At 43.1% G+C, this 18,166-nt stretch carries 10 protein-coding genes and 2 pseudogenes; 8 read left to right on the top strand and 4 right to left on the bottom strand.

Annotation, left to right across the window (positions count from 1 at the left end):
- Positions 1–8 precede the first annotated feature (8 nt).
- Both V7K27_RS18175 and V7K27_RS18170 read left to right on the top strand, forming a co-directional pair.
- The gene (locus V7K27_RS18175; RefSeq protein WP_334949486.1) at positions 9–605 is read left to right on the top strand and encodes a cytochrome b/b6 domain-containing protein; all 597 of its coding nucleotides are present in this window, start codon (positions 9–11) and stop codon (positions 603–605) included.
- Positions 606–613: 8 nt separating this feature from the next.
- Positions 614–1,330, top strand: a complete 717-nt coding sequence (locus V7K27_RS18170; protein ID WP_334949485.1) for a molybdopterin-dependent oxidoreductase — start codon at positions 614–616, stop codon at positions 1,328–1,330.
- A gap of 124 nt (positions 1,331–1,454) precedes the next feature.
- Here V7K27_RS18170 and V7K27_RS18165 read toward each other — a convergent pair whose 3' ends face one another.
- Complete coding sequence (locus V7K27_RS18165; RefSeq protein ID WP_334949484.1) at positions 1,455–1,604, bottom strand: hypothetical protein; 150 nt, start codon at positions 1,602–1,604, stop codon at positions 1,455–1,457.
- Positions 1,605–2,563: 959 nt separating this feature from the next.
- On the opposite strand from V7K27_RS18165, the pseudogene V7K27_RS18160 reads away from it, so the two are divergent.
- Positions 2,564–6,589, top strand: a pseudogene (locus V7K27_RS18160) (non-ribosomal peptide synthetase); the annotation flags it as partial.
- Positions 6,590–6,995: 406 nt separating this feature from the next.
- Here V7K27_RS18160 and V7K27_RS18155 read toward each other — a convergent pair.
- The 3 genes from V7K27_RS18155 to bchH are packed head-to-tail and all read right to left on the bottom strand — an operon-like array spanning position 6,996 to position 11,629.
- Entirely contained in the window at positions 6,996–7,169 is a 174-nt protein-coding gene (locus V7K27_RS18155; protein ID WP_334949483.1) for a type II toxin-antitoxin system HicB family antitoxin, read from the bottom strand.
- Positions 7,170–7,212: 43 nt separating this feature from the next.
- Positions 7,213–7,809 carry a GNAT family N-acetyltransferase gene (locus V7K27_RS18150; protein WP_334949482.1) on the bottom strand — a complete coding sequence of 199 codons (597 nt, stop codon included), beginning with the start codon at positions 7,807–7,809 and terminating at the stop codon, positions 7,213–7,215.
- A 46-nt stretch (positions 7,810–7,855) separates the two neighbouring features.
- Entirely contained in the window at positions 7,856–11,629 is a 3,774-nt protein-coding gene (bchH, locus tag V7K27_RS18145) for a magnesium chelatase subunit H (RefSeq protein ID WP_334949481.1), read from the bottom strand.
- 642 nt (positions 11,630–12,271) lie between these two features.
- On the opposite strand from bchH, the gene V7K27_RS18140 reads away from it, so the two are divergent.
- From V7K27_RS18140 to secA, 5 genes and pseudogenes are all read left to right on the top strand, one after another.
- Complete coding sequence (locus V7K27_RS18140; RefSeq protein ID WP_334949480.1) at positions 12,272–13,213, top strand: N-acetylmuramoyl-L-alanine amidase; 942 nt, start codon at positions 12,272–12,274, stop codon at positions 13,211–13,213.
- Between the two features lie 264 nt (positions 13,214–13,477).
- A complete protein-coding gene (locus tag V7K27_RS18135; protein WP_334949524.1) occupies positions 13,478–13,735 on the top strand; it encodes a type II toxin-antitoxin system RelN family antitoxin in 258 nt (85 codons plus the stop codon).
- Positions 13,725–14,108, top strand: a pseudogene (locus tag V7K27_RS36515) (type II toxin-antitoxin system RelE/ParE family toxin). The gene V7K27_RS18135 and the pseudogene V7K27_RS36515 overlap by 11 nt, the downstream one beginning before the upstream one ends.
- Before the next feature lie 96 nt (positions 14,109–14,204).
- Positions 14,205–14,819, top strand: coding sequence for a cytochrome C (locus V7K27_RS18120; protein ID WP_334949477.1), 615 nt, complete (start codon positions 14,205–14,207; stop codon positions 14,817–14,819).
- Between the two features lie 466 nt (positions 14,820–15,285).
- On the top strand, positions 15,286–18,078 hold the full coding sequence (gene secA / locus V7K27_RS18115) for a preprotein translocase subunit SecA (RefSeq protein WP_334949476.1): 2,793 nt from the start codon (positions 15,286–15,288) through the stop codon (positions 18,076–18,078).
- The last annotated feature ends 88 nt before the right edge of the window (positions 18,079–18,166 follow it).

Below are 18,166 nucleotides of genomic sequence, written 5' to 3'. Positions count from 1 at the left end.
AAATTGGTATGACTACATCAAAACGCAAAGTCCGCTCAACACCAAGTCAGACTTTTCTATCAAAGACTTTTCATTGGATTAATATCATCAGTCTCATCTTGATGATCGGTAGCGGACTGCAAATCTACAATGCTAATCCGGTATTTGGAGGACGTGCAGGTTGGCATTTTCCTGACTTTCTGTTGCTAGGAGGTTGGTTGGCGGGTGGCAGAAATTGGCATTTTGCTACTATGTGGCTGTTTTCGCTGAACTTACTTTGGTATGGAATCTATATCTTTGTAACTCGTCGTTGGCAGCGTCGATTTGCCGATCGCGGTGACTTAAAAGCATTGCAAGTCAGCCAGAACCCCAAGCGCAAGAACTACGCATGGCATCGGCTAGTTTATACTGCGATCATTCCAGTGCTGCTGCTAGCAATCTTGAGTGGTCTGGCGATGTACAAACCGGCTCAACTGCATTGGATTTCCGGGCTGTTTGGTAGTTGGCAAACTCTACGCACTGTTCACTTTATCACCGTTCCTACTGTCATACTGTTTACAATTGCTCATTCCTTACTTGCCCTGAAGGTAGGAAGCATCCGTCTAATTAAATCTATGTTCCTGTAGAGGTTCTTATGAGTCTGATTCTTCCCAAACGCACTTTATCTCGTCGCCGATTACTGCAAGTATCTGGACTTTCAGGGGTGGGCTTTCTTTTAGGTGGCTGTGGGACAAATTTGTTCTCAGATAACGTGCGGCAAATATCTGAGCCACTAAACCAACGTCTTCAAGCACTCTTGCTAACTCAAAAACCTATACCGGAATTTCCTGTCAGTGCCATAGAAGTAGATAAATTGTTAATTAATACCTTTGACTTCACCCCGCAAATTGATCCGGCGCAGTTTCGCCTGAAGATTGATGGTGAGGTTAGTAACGCCATGCAATTGAGCATCGCAGATATTCAAAAACTTCCCTTGACTTCAATGGTAATTCGCCATGTCTGTGTTGAAGGCTGGGCTGCGATCGTTCAATGGGGAGGCGTGCGATTGCGAGACTTAGTAGCGCTGGTACAGCCGAAGTCAAACGTCCGCTATGTCTACTTTAAATCTGCTGATGGCTACTATGAAAGCTGGGATCTTGCCTCTGCTGTACATCCCCAAACTCTCATGGCTTATCAAAAGAATGGACAACCTTTATCGGCTGATAATGGTGCGCCCATCCGCCTAGCATCTCCAATTAAACTGGGATACAAGCAAAGCAAGTGGGTAACTCAAATTACATTCGTCAGTAATTTGTTACCGATTAAAGGCTATTGGGAAGATCAGGGCTATGAGTGGTTTGCAGGGCTATAGTTAGGCGATGTGTGACTTATTCTTGTAATATGTCATTGCGATCGCAACGAGTGGAGTTAAGCAATCGTCAGGGTTTATTGCCACGCTCCGATCGCAATTGACTTGTGTTTAACCGCAGATGATATTATGGCGATCGCAAATTTGAGGCGATCGCTCTATCTATTTTTAATAAAAAAAGACTCACTAAGGGATTTCCAACAAATAAATTATCCAATCTTGTGGGGTGGGCATCTTGCCCGCCTTTAGCTATGGGCGGGTGAGACACCCACCCCACAATAAGTAGTTGGATATTTTTTTATTTGTCAGTCCCTAATCAACCGGACATGATATCAAAGCCTCGTTAACGGAGCTAAAAGACTCGTTAACGGAGCTAAAAGACCTTACGTAGTTTATCCGCCATCTCTGCATCTTTAGCGATCGCCTTTGAAAAAACTTTGCGATTTACTGAGTTTGTGCTGCTTTGCTAACAACCTCTCTACAGACTTGAGGGGCATAGGCCAAACAGGTAACTTCTTCCCCATGCCCAAAAACTCAATTCCCTTGAGTGGATGGAGTTTTTTATTTCTGGGAACTCAGCACTTATGAGGGGCATAGGACAGAAAGTTTACAACTGAATAAGTCACAGTTTTGACATTGCTTGGTAATAGCTTTGTCATAAAAAACTGGTAGATTCAAGTGTCCTTAAGTAAATAAACAAATTCAAAAGATGTTTTAAAAGAGCTTTTTGCTCTAATGATGAGTACTGCGAAGCATCCCAGCATATGCTTTAAACCTTCATTTGAACCTAAGCTCTGAAGGGTAAAACTATAATATCTTTCGGGAGGTTTGAAACATCCTCTTAAATAGCCTTTTGAGTTTTTTAATCTGACTCATAAAGCTGTAATCTTCATGTCAATAGCATTAGGAAAAGGTTTGAAACATCCTCTTAGAGGGTGTTTGAAAAGTATTTAGTTGTGATTTTAGGCACTTCTAGATCCCCCCTAACCCCCCGATAAATTGGGGGGAACCGGAATCAAAGTCCCCCAATTTATCAGGGGATTTAGGGGGATCTAGAACGTTTTGCTACCAAGAAGAGGACTTTTCAAACATCCTCTTAAATAGCCTTTTGAGTTATTTAACCTGACTCATAAAGCTGTAATCTTCATGTCAATAGCATTAGGAAAACGGTATAAACAATCACTATTTTCACCTAATTATCTATTTAGAGATTTCGGTATGGATTTTACCTCTTTGCTAACAAATCTTATAAGACAAGAGTCAGACTCTACCGCCTTGTCTTTTGCTCAACAGCGCCTGTGGCTTCTCGACCAGTTAAATCCTGGGAATCATACTTACAATATATCTGTAGCTATTCATCTGAAGGGTTTGCTTGACGTCAGGGCGCTGGATCAGAGTTTGGCTGAAATTGTGCGGCGTCATGAGGCTTTGCGAACGACTTTTACTGCTGTAGATGGGCAATCATTACAGGTCATTGCCTCAGACTTGAAGTGGACTCTGGCAATTGTTTCTCTGAGAGAGCTTTTTGAAACTGAGCGTCAACAAGAGAGTCAACGGCTGATAACTGAGTCAGTGCAGCAATCTTTTGACTTAGCCAGTGGGCCGTTACTGCGTGCAGTCTTGCAGGAATTGAGTGAAATTGAGCATATCTTGCTGCTAACGATACACGAGATTGTTGGCGATGACTGGTCGTTGGGCGTACTTTTGCAGGAACTTGCGACTTTATATGAAGCTTTTTCCAATGGCTTACCATCACCGTTGGTTGAACTACCCAGTCAGTATGCTGATTTTGCTATTTGGCAGCGTGAGTGTTTGCTTAGTGAAGTGTTGGAATCTCAGCTTGCCTATTGGAAGCAGCAACTAGGAGGGAAGTTACCTATACTGGAGTTGCCGACTGACCGTCCCCGCCCACCAGTGCAAACATATCGAGGTGCAAGACAATCTCTGAATTTGCCCAATAACTTAAGTGTATCACTTAAGTCTTTGAGTCAGCAGTCAGGAGTTACCTTGTTTGTGACTTTGTTGGCAGCATTCAAGACGTTGCTCTACCGCTATACGGGCCAAGAAGATATTATTGTTGGTTCTGCAATGGCTAACCGTAACCAACTTGAAGTTAAGGGGCTGATTGGATTATTCGCCAATAATTTAGTAATGCGAACTAACCTTTCAGAAAATCCAACTTTTCGGGAATTGTTAGGTCGGGTGCAGGAAGTAGTTTTGTCAGCTTATGCCCACCAAGACTTACCCTTTGAGAAGCTAGTAGAAGAACTACAGCCAGAACGAAATCTGAGCCACTCACCGCTATTTCAGGTAATGTTTGCCTTCCACAATACCCCAAGGGAACTCTGGGAACTTCCGGGATTGACCATTACTCCTTTAGAAGTCCATAGCGGTGCTGCAAAGTTCGATCTTACCCTTGACCTGGAAGAAACTTCATCGGGGATCAAAGGTGGAATTGAATACAACACAGACTTATTTGATTCGACAACGATCGCTAGAATGCTAGGGCATTTCCAAACTTTACTTGAAGGGATCGTCGCCAACCCAGAACAGCATATTTCAGATTTACCTCTGTTAACACCACCCGAACAGCATCAGCTACTAGTAGAGTGGAATAATACCCAAACTGACTACGATTTATCTCAATGTCTGCACCAGTTATTTGAAGCGCAGGTAGAGAAAACACCAGATGCGATCGCTGTAAAATTTGCAGACAAGCACCTGACATATCATCAGCTAAATTGTCGCGCCAATCAGCTAGCACACCACTTGCAAACTTGTGGAGTCCAGCCAGATGTACTCGTAGCCATTTGTGTTGATCGTTCCTTAGAAATGGTTGTGGGATTGTTAGGGATTCTCAAGGCTGGCGGCGCTTATGTCCCTCTTGATCCCGAATATCCCCAAGAGCGTCTAGCATATATGCTAGAAGATTGTCAAGCGCCAGTGCTGTTAACCCAAAAGAGTTTAGTTGAGCATCTGCCTACAAGTACCCAAAAAATTTGTTTAGATACCGACTGGGAAACAATCTCACAACAAAGCGATGGCAATCCCAATTCAAGGGTTAAGCCTGTGGATCTAGCTTATGTAATTTACACCTCTGGTTCCACCGGCAAACCAAAGGGCGCGATGAACAGCCATCGAGGAATTTGCAATCGCTTACTGTGGATGCAAGACGCTTATAAACTAACTGGAACTGATCGGGTTCTGCAAAAAACGCCTTTTAGTTTCGACGTTTCCGTTTGGGAGTTTTTCTGGCCTCTCTTGACAGGGGCGCGTTTAGTGATGGCTCAACCAGGCGGACAACGAGATGCAACTTACTTAATCAACACCATTGCCCAAGAGGAAATTACAACACTGCATTTTGTCCCCTCCATGTTGCAGATATTTCTCCAAACTAAAGGGCTAGAACGTTGCGGCGCTCTCAAACGGGTGTTTTGTAGTGGAGAAGCCTTACCAGTTGACCTCCAGGAGCGGTTTTTTGACTCGATGGGATGTGAACTACATAACCTCTATGGCCCTACCGAAGCAGCAATTGATGTCACATTTTGGCAGTGTCAAAGAGAGAGTAACTTAAAAAGTGTACCGATTGGCAGAGCGATCGCTAACACTCAACTTTATATCCTCGACTCCCATTTACAACCAGTTCCCTTGGGTGCGATCGGCGAACTTTATATTGGTGGTATCGGAGTTGCTAGAGGCTATCTTAACCGTCCAGACTTAACAGCCGAGCGATTTATTTCCCATCCCTTTAACGAAGGCGAAAAACTTTACAAAACTGGAGACTTAGCCCGATATCTTGGCGATGGCAACATTGAATACATCGGTAGAATCGATCATCAAGTAAAAATTCGAGGTTTCCGCATCGAACTTGGAGAAATCGAAACTTTACTAGCACAACACCCGACCATACAGCAAACTGTTGTCACAGCTAGAGTTGATCATCCCGAAAACCAGCGATTAGTCGCCTACATCGTTCCTCATCCAGAACAGACACCAACCACAGACGAACTGCGCCACTTCCTCAAACAGAAACTGCCAGAATATATGGTGCCTAGTGCTTTCGTTTTACTAGACACTCTACCCCTAACCCCCAACGGCAAAATCGACCGCCGCGCTTTACCAGCACCAGAGTCAACAAGGCTTGATTCCGAAAACACCTATGTAGCTCCCCGCGATCAATTAGAATTTCAGCTGACCAAAATTTGGTCAGAAATTTTAGGTGTCCAGCCTATCGGTGTCAGGGACAACTTCTTTGAGCTTGGAGGAGACTCCATATTAGCGGTAAAACTATTTTGGCAAATTGAGAAGATATTTAATAAAAATCTGCCTCTGGCGATTCTCTTCCAGTCGGGTACTGTAGAGGCTCTAGCCAAAATAATCTCCCAAGAAAAAGACATATCAAGAAACTTAAGTTTAGTAAATACCTTAGACAAATCCAAATCAAGCTGGTCATCCCTGGTAGAAATTCAACCCAACGGTTCCAAGCCACCTTTTTTCTGTATTCACGGACTGGGTGGAGAAGTCTTGTGTTTTCGTGAATTGGCACTGCATCTGGGGTCAGACCAACCATTCTACGGACTACAGCCACAAGGGTTAGATGGAAAACACCCCTTCCATACGCGGATTGAAGACATGGCAACTCACTACATTCAAGAAATTCAGACCCTTCAGCCCGATGGCCCTTATTTTCTGGGAGGTTATTCTTTTGGGGGTATAGTTGCTTTTGAGATGGCTCGGCAACTCCAAGAGCAAGGCGAAGAAGTTGGTATTCTAGCTATAGTTGATAGTTGTCGTCCAGGTTATAGCTGGCGGGCGTCATTTCTGAAGCGAGTTTTTTTGCATTTAAATAATATTATTCAAGAAGGGCCTACCTACCTTTGGCAAAAGTCTGAAGAATGGAGCTATTGGCGTAAGCAGCATCTCCAAAATAGATATAAACGTTACTTAGAAGGGGTAATTCATTTACCTGAAACTGACAAGCACTTAAAAATTATAGATACTAACACTCAAGCCATCAGTGAATATATCTTTTCACCTTATCTTGGTCGAGGTACTCTCTTGCGGACAGAGGATCAAAATCGCGGCGAAGCTATAGGCATACAATACGATCCTCAATTCGGCTGGGGCGACGTAGTGGTTGGAGGATTAGATATCCATTATCTTCCCGGTTCTCACCTTGACCTACTTAAGGAACCCAACGTACAGGTGTTAGCCGAAACATTGAGAAATTGCTTAACGCAGGCGCAGTCTCCAAAAAATTAATTTGAACTTTTCCCTTAGTTTAGGATTTCGACGGCAATGGGATAGCATCTATTCATATTTTATCCCAAAGTAATGATGGTATTTGGTATATTCTAAACTGATCAGAGGTTGTTTGAAAAGTAGTTAACTGTGATTTTATGCACTTGTTGATCCCCCCTAACCCCCCTTAAAAAGCGGGGAACCGGAATTAAAGTCCCCCAATTTATCGGGGGATTTAGGGGGATCTAAAACGTTTTGCTACCAACAAGAGGACTTTTCAAACATCCTCTCAGACTGGAACCCTAGTATTGGTATGTGTAATTCGTAATTCATAATAAGTAGATGGGTTGAATTATATATAAAATCGCTGTAGGGTAGGCAAGAATTTGACAGTAATCTGTTCACGGACGACATCTTTACCGGAGAGTTATTGCTCTGCGAGTTCCCGATTTGATATTAGAATTAACTCTATCGCTTCCCGTAGACTTTTTCTAGCTTCTTCCAGCGTTCTCTCTTGGACATTAGCACCGGGTAACTCCTGGACGTAGCCGATATACCAATCATCGATCTTTTCAAATACAGCAGTAAAAGAGTTTTCCATATAATTTTCTAGCTTAGAACACAAAAGTCAGCTTTATAACTTACTAAGATATAAATCCTAGAACAATAAGCCCTTGGCGAGAAGCTCTACTATAGATTTTTGGTAATCTATGTCTAGGTATTGGTACAAATCTCAGACGAATATAAAAATGAAGCGCCTTGGGAGCAGCAACCAGATAAATTGGTTGATTATTAACTTTCTGTATTATTGTTCGTACTAGATAGGAACCTAAACCTTTATGGCGATGATTAGACTTTACATGTAATTTATTAATTTCTGAATAGTTTTGAAGATGCGTAAAAATCGAGAAAGCAACAACTTTTCGTCTATATTCAATTACTAACATCTGTGATGTTTTTGATTCCTGTTTAATTGATACAATATGTAAACTGAGTAAAATAATTATAGGTATAATTATTGCTAAACATCCACTAGCCATAATTAATAGAATTGATTTTGTAATATTATCAGTAATTAATAAGTAAAGTCCAATTAATACTATACAAAAAAATAATGTTAAATGAAAAAATATATTATTTATTGATTCAAAATAATATATTTTAATAATTTCCCATATATCTTTATCTCTACCAGTCCTAAGTATATATTCTGATGGTAGAGAAGCAGATGTATTATTCATAATTAGCTACAAAGATGATCCTGTTATTTTTATAACATCTGATTTCCTAAACTGTAACGCCCTCTAATTCCTCATCTGTCAACTCATATAACTGGCGCAACTTATCTAACTTCTCACCATCAGCTTCCCAGAAACCCCGCCCATGTGCCTCCAACATTCTGCCTAAAATATTGCGAAAAGCTTCAGGATTTGCCTTACGTAATTTATCCGCCATCTCTGCATCTAAAGCATAAGTATCAGCCGCTTGATCGTAAACCCAATCATCAGTAAAATCGGCAGTACCACCCCAACCAATCAACGCCGTCATCCGTTGGGAAATTTCAAAGGCACCGCCAGAACCTTGATTCGCCATCGCTTGCGCCCATTTGGGATTTACCAACTTAGTGCGATACTCCATTCGCAGCAAATCATCTAAATTGCGGGGTGTAGTATCTTTGGAGAAACTTTCCACAAAGCTGGTTGAAACCTTCTTACCGCCTTGTTTTTCTGCTGCCCTTTTCAAACCGCCGGTATTAGCGTAATATTCTTGAATATCAGTTAAACCATATTCTACCGAATCGATTTCTTGAACAATGCGATCGCTAGTTTTTAACAGTGTATTCAACACTTCCGGTCTAGCTTGACCTTTATCTTCTCTCCCGTAGCTAAAAACATTGCGACTTTGCCAAGTATTGCCTAACTCCTCGCCAGATTCCCAATTCCCATCAACTACACTATCATTCACCAAAGAACCAAAATCACCCGCCGGATTAGAAAACAATCTCGCCGATACATTTTCTACACCTTGGGCTTTTAAAGCTAAAGCGTGTCTTCTAATAAAATTCTGATCTTCCGATTCATCAGCATCAGCCGCCCGTTGAAATAAATCATCCAATAATTCGATAATATTTACAAAACTATCCCGGAAAATCCCAGACAAATTACCCAACACATCAATGCGGGGATGTCCAACCTCCGCCAACGGTTTCAATTCATAACGAACAACTCTACCAGTTCCTTCCTTAACAGGTTCAGCCCCCACCAATTCCAAAAGAATCCCCAAAGATTCGCCCTTAGTTTTAATCGCATCTAATCCCCAAAGCATCACCGCCACCGTTTCAGGATATTTCCCATATTCATCCAAATGCTGGGCGATAATTTTTTGAGCAATTTCTCGTCCCCGTTGGTATGCCGCAGGTGAAGGCATCCGATAAGGGTCTAAAGCATGAATATTCCTCCCAGTCGGCAAAACACCAGCACCATCCCGCAACAAATCCCCACCAGGCGCAGGCGGAATATACTCCCCATTCAACCCCCTTAACAAATTTGTTAACTCATCCGTAGATTGCATCAACAAATCCCTTATTAGTCCTTCCTCCTCTTCTCTCTCCTCTCTGTGTTCTCCGCGCCTCTGCGGTTCGTCTCCAAAATAAGCCTCCAAATACGACCCCAATTCCTCCTCATTCGGTGCTGACCCCAAAGTATGCAACCCAGAAGAAAACAACCGATTTTCTAAAACTTGCAAATATCCATACAACTCCACCAAATAATCATCAAAAGCACGATTACTAAACATCCGCACATTTTCGGGAGTAAACGCAATCCCCAACTTCTTCGCCTCTATAAACGGACAATCTGCATCCAACCCAGAGTCCACAATTTTTTTACAAATCCCTTCCTTCAAGACATAATTCTTTTGTGGATCTTCACGATACTCCGAAATCAAATCTCGCAATGCTACCAATTCCTTATATAAACCTGCACGACCATAAGGCGGTACATTATGAGAAATTAACACACCATAACCGCGACGTTTTGCCAACATCGATTCCGAAGGATTATTCGCCGCATATATATATAGATTAGGCAAATTTCCTAACAGAATATCCGACCAAGAATAACCCGTATTACCCAAAGGAGAACCGGGCAACCATTCCACCGTTCCATGCATTCCAAAGTGAACTAAAGCATCAGCTTGAAACTCATTTTGCAGCCATTTATAATAAGCAGCATATTGAGGATGAGGCGTTAAATCTCGTTCAAACATTAAGCGCATCGGGTCGCCTTGTATCCCCAAAGGTGGTTGTACACCTATCCACACATTTCCTAATTGCACACCACCAATTTGGAATTCATCGCCATAGGTTTTAATTCCAGTGCCCGTGAGAGATTTCCATTGTTTTTCGATGCGGGAGGTTTGCAGATATCCCAACCATTTTTCTAATGTGCGGACATTTACAGTACTTGTGGGGTGGGCATCTTGCCCGCCATTGTCTACGGGCAGGCGAGACGACTGCCCCACAAGAGAATTAGCTTCATCTGCCTCTTTCACTCGGCGAATCAATTCTTCGCCATCTTCCGGCAAATCCCCGACGGTGTAACCTTGTTCTTTGAGTGCGTGGAGAAACTTCAGCAAACTACGCGGCACATTTAATAATGCAGCTGTCCCCACAGCACCATAACCAGGAGGAAACCCATATAAAACGATCGCAATCTTGCGTTCCGAAGCAGGTTTTTGCCGCAAAGCTACCCAACTTTTCACCCTACCAATTAATCTTTGTACCCGTTCGGGAACCAGATAAATATTTTCGCCCACCAAACCACCGAGGGGAATAGTATCAATAGCCCCATCCAATTCTGGTAATGCATACAACACGACACTTTGCAATCCGCCGACACCTTGGCGCGTCCACGAGTAAATATCTTGAATTAATAGTGGTGCAGCAACAATATAAGGTACATTCTTGGCAGTGAGGATGCGCTTTGCAACTTCCACCTGACGCCCAGCTTCCATTGAACCAGCCGGGCCACCCACCAGAGGAAAGCCAATTGTCGAAACGATCGCATCCACTTTTACTGCTTCACTAGAAAGTGAGGGAGTCTCTATATTATCTAGTTGGCGTTGCTGAATTTCATAGTCGGTTGTCATCCAATCTCGTACCGCCACATGTCCTTCTACGCCGTTGATAAAAATGGGTAAAGGAGTTAACCCAGCTTTTTCAAAACTGCGAATTAGTTGGGGAATGTAGGGTTGTTTGGTGATGACGTGTTTTCGGTAGAGGAGAATTCCGATAACTGGGGGGACGCGATTAGGGGAGACGCGATTAGGGGAGACGCGATTAGGGGAGACGCGATTAGGGGAGACGCGATGAATCGCGTCTCTACAAGAGGTTTTATACCATTCTAAATACTCGCGGGGCGATTCAAAAAACCCTGGATAGTCGGGGTGGAGTAATCCAATGTTGGGGGTTTCGACTAGCGGGGGAATGTCGCCGACTTTTAAACCCAAGTATTTTTCTGCTAGTGTCCAGAATAATGAAGCGACGTTTTCTGAACCGCCAGCATTCCAGTAACCATAGATAATTAACCAGTTGCGTAAGTCTTGGACTTTTTGCACTGGTACGTATTTCAGTAGTTTGGGGCCGATTTTTAAGAAGCTGATGTAACCAGCGAGTTTGTCTTCTTCTCGGCCGTTGCTAAATTTGTCAAGGATGAATTTAACTGGTTTGGGCATTCCTTTGGGGTTGTCGCCAATGGCAAAGTCACCCAGCTTCGTTAAACTCATCAATTCTAAGGCTGACTCAAACACTAGACGGATGGGAATTTGGGCAATGCGATCGCGCAACCACACAACCTGGTCATAATCAAATAGTAGGCTACCGAAAAATACATCCGCTTCATGAAGTGCTGCTTCTACCTCAGTGCGAATGCTGGTAAGATCGCGATCGCTAAATACCCGAATATCCAACTCCAGACAGCGAGAGTTAGCCAAAAAAGCTGCTTTTCTATACAAGTCAGCGTTGAACGATTCAAACCCAGCAACCAAGACGATGCGTTTCATGCCTGTAAGCTACGAAATATTTCTTTACTTAAATTTTAAACTGGCTCACAGATTGATTGTTAAATATCTACCCACAGATTTTGGTCAGTAGTTCCTTGAGGTAGGACGTAAATTCAGCTACCATCTCAATTAACCAGACAATTGCTTGAGCAACTGGTTAAAGGTCGGTAAACTTCCGCCACAGTGTACTAAGTACATTTATCAGCGTTATTATCTAAATAATCGAGGTAATTGCTGCATTTCAATTTATTGCAAAAATTAACTTTCATTCGGTGGGTTTAAGTCCCCGGCGACAAAAAAAGCCGCAAGTTTTGTGGCAATGAGTCTTTATCCCCTATACATTACTGTACTTCCGACTTCCGACTTCCGACTTCCGACTTGTTTAACGGGTTATTCCCGATTTTGATAAATTATAATGGTTGTGTTTTTGGTAGCAATATACCTTTTAATTAGTGGATTTTACCACAGAATAGTTGCTGTTCAGGTTCACCCAAAAACTAATTTTGTCTACCAGCGTAGTCATGCTTAAAATAATGTGGACATTCCCAACAAGTATTTCAAAAGATTTATTAGCAAAATTTTGTATCTATAATTGTAAGAGATTTTAACTAGTGTAAAAACAAGTAACTTGAGGATAAAATCATGAAATTTGGAATTGATAGCGGGCATAATTGTCCACCAGACACAGGAGCCAACGGGATTAAATTTGAGGATAATTTAACTCTAGATGTAGGTAATAGAGTTATAGCCAAGTTAAGAGCTTTGGGAAACGAAGTCGTAGTATGTAGACCAAGTAGTGCTCGTACAGTAACTGAATCGCTTTCAAAAAGATGTTCTACAGCTAATTCAAGTAAAGTAGATATTTACGTCTCGATTCATTTTAACTGCTTTAATGGACAAGCTAACGGCACAGAAGTATATGCAACTAGCGATACGGGAACAAAAATCGCTAAACCTGTACTAGATGAAATCGTCAAGTTAGGATTTTTTAATCGCGGCGTTAAGAGTGGTTCCCATTTGTATGTTCTGAAACATACAGATATGCCGGCGATTCTGGTAGAAGGTTGCTTTATCGATTCACAAAAAGATATGAATCTTTATAATCCTGAAGCAATAGCTAATGCGATCGTCAAAGGCTTAACTGGTAAAGTGCCAAGTGTTCCTGTTAAACCCGTACCAGATGAAGAGGAGAATGTAGATACCACTATTCTCAGACTGCAAAAATCCTTAAATCGACTCAAAATAACCGATAAAAATGGTAAGGCGTTAATAGAAGATGGCTTCACCGGGGATAACACCAAATCTGCTGTAGAAAAATTTCAGACTATTGTCGGGGTTCAGTCCACTGGAATTGCTGATGATGGTACATGGAATGCCATAAATCTAATTTTGGCAAAACGAATTATCAGACCAAACCATGCTGGTGGTGCAGTTGTCAGATACTTACAATATCGTGTAGGTATTGAGCCTGATGGTGTCTACGGGCCTCAAACAGAGGTTGCAATTAAGAACTTTCAAAAGCAAAATGGTTTAGATGCTGATGGCATTTTCGGGCCTGCTAGTTGGCAGAAATTAATTGGTTAGGCTGATAGAAAATGGCTCATCTGGATTATAAAACCATAGCGATCGCAGATGTAAATTTCTGCATCCGATGGTTTAATATCCCCACCAAATCGTAGATTTGGTGGGGGTATAAAAACGCCGTTTATATTGATGTAAATGAAATCCGAGATATTTTAGCTGATTTTTCTAGTGAGTCAGCTTGAAAACGCGATATGAACTTCAGTTTCCTGATCCTGCTTGGATTTGAGCGTGTTAGGATCTCCTACAAAATCAGGTAGAGAACAAATGAAAGCGATCGAAGTTACCGGCAGGATTGACTCTCAGGGAAACCTAGTTTTAGATGAGCCGATTCAGGGAACTACTTATTCTCATCAGGTTCGGGTAATTGTGTTAGTTCCAGAACCAGCAGAAGCAGAAGAGGTTGACCCTGATGATACACCCGTTGAGGAGATTAAAGCCAGCTTAAGGAGAGCCTTGCAGCAAGCAAAAGCTGGTCAAACTAGACCAATTAGTGAGCTATGGGACAGGATTGATGCAGAGTGATAGTGCGGTTTCAATTCGATTTTCCGATGAATTTGAGCAAGAACTTTACAGACTATCAAAGAGATTTCGCAATATTCGCTCTGATGTTCAACCGACTATCGAGCAATTACAACAAGGAAATGTTGTCGGCGATGCCTAGGGCGGGCTACGCCTACGCATTGCGGGCATTGGTGAACAGTATATTATTTACAAGGTGAGAGTTCGTAACAGTAGTATCCAAAAAGGTAAGAGTGCTGGATATCGATTAATTTATCAAGTTGAGTCACCTACAAGTATTTTACTACTAACGATTTATTCCAAGTCTGACCGAGAAGATATTGATCTAAATGAAATCCGAGATATTGTGGCTAATTTTTCTCGTGAGTCAGGTTAAAAACGCGATCTAAGCAAAATCACAAAACACTGCCAATACTGCGTAAGTCTTATGATTAGCACAAGCGCCACTTCTGAATATCTGGGAATGTGAGGAATGTCAATTTTTGTTAAGCGCAAAACCCGCGATCGCCAAATGCGATCGCCTGAGTGCGATGCCTACGGCGGGCTACGCCAACGGCAAGCGCTACAGCAAAGCGCCGAATATGAATTCAAACGCCAATTTTTCGGTTTACTGCTGGTAATTGTCACCTGGAGCCTAGCTATGGGCTGGCTTCTAGCTTTAGCAACTAACGCTCAAAGTGCCACTCCCTCCGCCGAAATTGGCACTGTTGACGTAGTGCCTGCACAGTACCAACTGGGGCAAGAACTGTATTTAGAAAACTGCTCCACATGCCACATCGGCTTACCACCAGCCGTTTTGCCCACCCAAACTTGGAAAAATCTTCTGGAAGACTCCCAGCACTACGGCGCACAACTCAAGCCTTTAGTCGATCCGCAGCGCATCTTAGTGTGGAAATATCTTTCGACTTTTTCCCGTGTCCAGCTAGACGACGAAGAAACACCCTATCGCGTCAACGACTCGCGTTATTTCAAAGCTTTGCATCCAGGAGTTAAGTTACCACGTCCCGTCCAGATTGGCAGCTGTGTCAGCTGTCATCCCAGTGCTAATGATTACAATTTCCGCCGCCTGACAGCAGAGTGGAAGTGAAGAGTTAGAAGTTAGGAGTTAGGAGTTAAAGAAGTCGGAAGTCGGAAGCGATGCCCTGAGCTACGCCGTTCGCGCAGCGTCTCGAAGAGAAGGGTAAAGTTTTGTAATGGGGATTTAACCCCAACACAAAACTTGCCGCTTCTTAGAGGCGGGGAATTAAACCCCCAAAGTTTGTTAAAAAATTCATAACTCATAACTCATAACTCATAACTCATAACTCTATTTATTCTCCCACTCCTTCTCTAGCCTCATCTGGGGGCAAAATGATACTATGAAGAAGGAGTAAATATAAGATAAGAGTTAAAACCAATCATTTAAGAAACTGATTACTTAGTTTTTCTCCTGTTTTTGAGGTAATTCTCATTTCACACCCATCCACGACCAAGACGGTTGGGTTGGGTTAAATGTTTATAATCGATGCCGAACCTTTAATCCCCATCCCCTTGATTCAGTTCTATAATCTGCCATGCTAAAACTTTTGTTGGGCGACCCCAACGCTCGTAAGCTTAAAAAATACCAACCTTCTGTTACTGAAATTAACCTTTTAGAGGAAGACATTAAGGTTCTTTCCGATGATGAGTTAAAAGGTAAAACTGCCGAATTTAAACAACGGGTTGCCAAAGGCGAAACTCTGGATGACCTATTGCCAGAAGCTTACGCCGTTGTCCGGGAAGCAGGACGGCGAGTCTTAGGTTTGCGGCACTTTGATGTGCAACTCCTTGGCGGGATCATTTTGCATATAGGGCAAATTGCCGAAATGAAAACCGGCGAGGGTAAAACACTGGTCGCCACCTTGCCGAGTTATCTGAATGCCCTCACTGGTAAAGGTGTACACGTCATCACCGTGAACGATTACCTAGCTCGTCGGGATGCGGAATGGATGGGACAGGTGCATCGATTCTTGGGGCTGAGTGTGGGGCTAATCCAGGCTAGCATGACCCCCAGCGAACGCCAGAAAAATTACGACTGCGATATTACCTATGTCACCAACAGTGAGATCGGGTTTGACTACCTGCGGGATAACATGGCGACATCAATGGCAGATGTGGTGCAACGCCCCTTCAACTATTGTGTGATTGACGAGGTAGACTCGATTTTAATTGATGAAGCGCGGACACCACTGATTATTTCTGGGCAGGTGGAAAGACCTACAGAAAAGTATCTGCAAGCTGCCCAAATCGCATTCACACTCAAAAAAGACGAGCATTACGATGTGGATGAAAAAGCTCGTAACGTACTATTGACAGATGAAGGCTTTGCTGAATCGGAAAATCTTTTGGGAGTCACAGATTTATTTGACCCAGATGATCCTTGGGCGCACTTTGTTTTCAATGCGATTAAAGCCAAAGAACTTTTTCTCAAGGACGTAAATTACATCGTCCGCAATGGGGAAGTGGTAATTGTGGATGAATTTACCGGTCGGGTGCTACCCGGACGGCGTTGGAGTGATGGACTACACCAGGCTATTGAAGCCAAAGAACACGAAGAAATTCAGCCAGAAACTCAAACTCTAGCGACAATTACTTATCAAAATATGTTTTTGCTGTATCCAAAACTCGGTGGAATGACCGGAACGGCAAAAACGGAAGAACCAGAATTTGAAAAAATTTACAAGCTGGAAGTCGCGGTAATTCCCACCAATCAAGCCAGAAGACGCGAAGACTTGTCTGATATGGTCTTTAAGACAGAACCGGGCAAGTGGGGTGCGATCGCTAAAGAATGTGCCGAAATGCACCAACTCGGCAGACCTGTATTAGTAGGAACCACTAGTGTAGAAAAATCCGAACTTCTCAGCCGACTGCTGAAACAACTAGAAATTCCCCACGAATTACTCAACGCCCGACCGGAAAACGTCGAGCGTGAAGCGGAAATCGTCGCCCAAGCCGGACGGAAAGGTGCTGTTACTATTGCTACTAACATGGCTGGTAGAGGTACTGATATCATCCTCGGTGGTAACTCCGAATATATGGCGCGTTTGAAGCTGCGGGAATACTTCATGCCCCGAATCGTCATGCCAGAAGATGAAGACAGCTTTGGAGTTCAAAAAGCAGCCGGATTACCAACAGGACACGGCAGTGGTCAAGGTTTTGCCCCTGGTAAAAAAGTCAAAACTTGGCGGGCTTCACCAGAGATTTTCCCCACCCAGTTGACAAAAGAAACGGAGAAATTACTTAAAGAAGCAGTAGATATTGCGGTGCGTGAATATGGCGATCGCAGTTTACCGGAATTGGAAGCAGAAGACAAGGTAGCGATCGCCGCAGAAAAAGCTCCCATTGACGACCCTGTAATTCAGAAATTGCGGGAATCTTACAACCGTATTAAGCAGGAATACGAACAATTTACTACCCGCGAACACAATGAAGTAGTGGAAATCGGCGGTTTACACGTAATTGGTACAGAACGCCATGAATCGCGGCGGATTGACAATCAGTTGCGCGGACGTGCAGGACGACAAGGCGACCCTGGAACCACGAGATTTTTCCTCAGTTTAGAGGATAACCTACTGCGGATTTTTGGTGGCGAGCGGGTTGCTGGGTTAATGAATGCCTTCCAAGTGGAAGAAGATATGCCCATTGAATCTGGGATGCTTACCCGCAGTTTGGAAGGCGCACAGAAAAAAGTTGAAACTTACTACTACGATATTCGGAAGCAGGTGTTTGAGTATGACGAGGTGATGAATAATCAACGTCGTGCTATTTATGCCGAACGCCGCCGAGTGTTAGAAGGTCAAGATTTGAAAGAACAGGTAATCAAGTACGCTGAAAAAACGATGGATGACATCGTTGACTACTACATCAACGTAGACTTGCCTTCGGAAGAGTGGGAGTTAGAAAAGTTAGTTGAGAAAGTCAAAGAATTCGTCTATCTGCTAGCGGATTTGCAGCCAAATCAATTAGAGGATATGTCGGTTAGTGAGATTAAAGCTTTCCTGCATGAACAGGTGCGAATTGCTTACGACCTCAAAGAAGCGCAGATTGACCAAGTTCAACCCGGACTGATGCGCCAAGCTGAACGCTTTTTTATCTTGCAACGCATTGATACTCTGTGGCGGGAACACCTGCAACAAATGGATGCCTTGCGCGAATCGGTAGGATTGCGTGGTTACGGGCAAAAAGATCCGTTGATTGAATACAAGAGCGAGGGTTACGAACTCTTCTTGGATATGATGGTTAACATTCGCCGAGATGTAGTGTACTCGTTGTTCATGTTCCAGCCGCAACCTCAGCAGATGATGCAGGCTTCGTCTGAGATGGTGTAGGAAGTTAGAAATAATATCTCACGCAAAGGCGCTAAGACGCAAAGGTTTCTTAGCGCTTTTGCCTTTTGATACATCGTTTAAAGATACT

Origin of the sequence: Nostoc sp. (genome assembly GCF_036919575.1) — a bacterium.
Lineage (GTDB): Bacteria > Cyanobacteriota > Cyanobacteriia > Cyanobacteriales > Nostocaceae > Nostoc.
This window is presented reverse-complemented; position numbering and strand designations above follow the sequence as displayed.

What these genes read in the sequence shown, in the direction of transcription:
- V7K27_RS18175 (WP_334949486.1), top strand. Translation starts at nt 9, where the DNA reads ATGACTACATCAAAACGCAAAGTCCGCTCAACACCAAGTCAGACTTTT.
- V7K27_RS18170 (WP_334949485.1), top strand. Translation starts at nt 614, where the DNA reads ATGAGTCTGATTCTTCCCAAACGCACTTTATCTCGTCGCCGATTACTG.
- V7K27_RS18155 (WP_334949483.1), bottom strand. Translation starts at nt 7,169, where the DNA reads ATGGAAAACTCTTTTACTGCTGTATTTGAAAAGATCGATGATTGGTAT.
- V7K27_RS18150 (WP_334949482.1), bottom strand. Translation starts at nt 7,809, where the DNA reads ATGAATAATACATCTGCTTCTCTACCATCAGAATATATACTTAGGACT.
- bchH (WP_334949481.1), bottom strand. Translation starts at nt 11,629, where the DNA reads ATGAAACGCATCGTCTTGGTTGCTGGGTTTGAATCGTTCAACGCTGAC.
- V7K27_RS18140 (WP_334949480.1), top strand. Translation starts at nt 12,272, where the DNA reads ATGAAATTTGGAATTGATAGCGGGCATAATTGTCCACCAGACACAGGA.
- V7K27_RS18135 (WP_334949524.1), top strand. Translation starts at nt 13,478, where the DNA reads ATGAAAGCGATCGAAGTTACCGGCAGGATTGACTCTCAGGGAAACCTA.
- V7K27_RS18120 (WP_334949477.1), top strand. Translation starts at nt 14,205, where the DNA reads ATGTCAATTTTTGTTAAGCGCAAAACCCGCGATCGCCAAATGCGATCG.
- secA (WP_334949476.1), top strand. Translation starts at nt 15,286, where the DNA reads ATGCTAAAACTTTTGTTGGGCGACCCCAACGCTCGTAAGCTTAAAAAA.